Here is a 617-nt window from a genome sequence, read left to right on the forward strand (position 1 = left end):
TCCGCCTACCTGCCCGCCCACCAGGCCACGGCCCTCTGGAACAAGCTCACCGCCCTCTCCCGGACCATGCAGGGACCAAACGAGCACCGCACCCTCACCCAACTCCGGGCCGATAGTTTCACCGAAGGGCTCCTCAACACCGGCAACACCAGCGGCGTTACCGGTGCACCCGGTGCCGGCGACGGCGGCGAGGGAACCGGTCCAAGCCAAGCGCCAGTCCGGGCCGAGGTACTGGTCACCGTGCCCGTGTTCTCCCTGCTGGGACTCACCGGGGAACCGGCCATGCTGGACGGGTACGGACCCATCCCGCCCTCCATGGCCCGGGACCTCGTCGCGACCGGGGCGGATTCGTTCCACCGCGTCCTCGTGGACCCGCGGGACGGGGCGCCGCTGGAAATCGGCCGCACCAGCTACCGGGTCACCAAAGCCATGCGGAACTGGCTCAGGCTAAGGGACGGCAAATGCCCCTTCCCCGGCTGCAGCAACCCCTCCCTCGACAACGAAGCCGACCACCTCCTCGCCTGGCACAACGGCGGCACCACAGGAGTCTCGAACCTCGGCCAGCCCTGCCCGAAACACCACAAACTCCGCCACACCAGCGGCTGGAAACCCACCCC

Annotated in this window: 1 protein-coding gene; it reads left to right on the plus strand. The window is 69.0% G+C overall.

The features are described 5' to 3' along the window. On the plus strand, positions 1-617 hold a 617-nt coding region (locus PV768_RS21865; protein ID WP_421094209.1), incomplete at both ends, for a DUF222 domain-containing protein.

It is taken from the genome of Pseudarthrobacter sp. CC4, assembly GCF_048957775.1.
Lineage (GTDB): Bacteria > Actinomycetota > Actinomycetes > Actinomycetales > Micrococcaceae > Arthrobacter.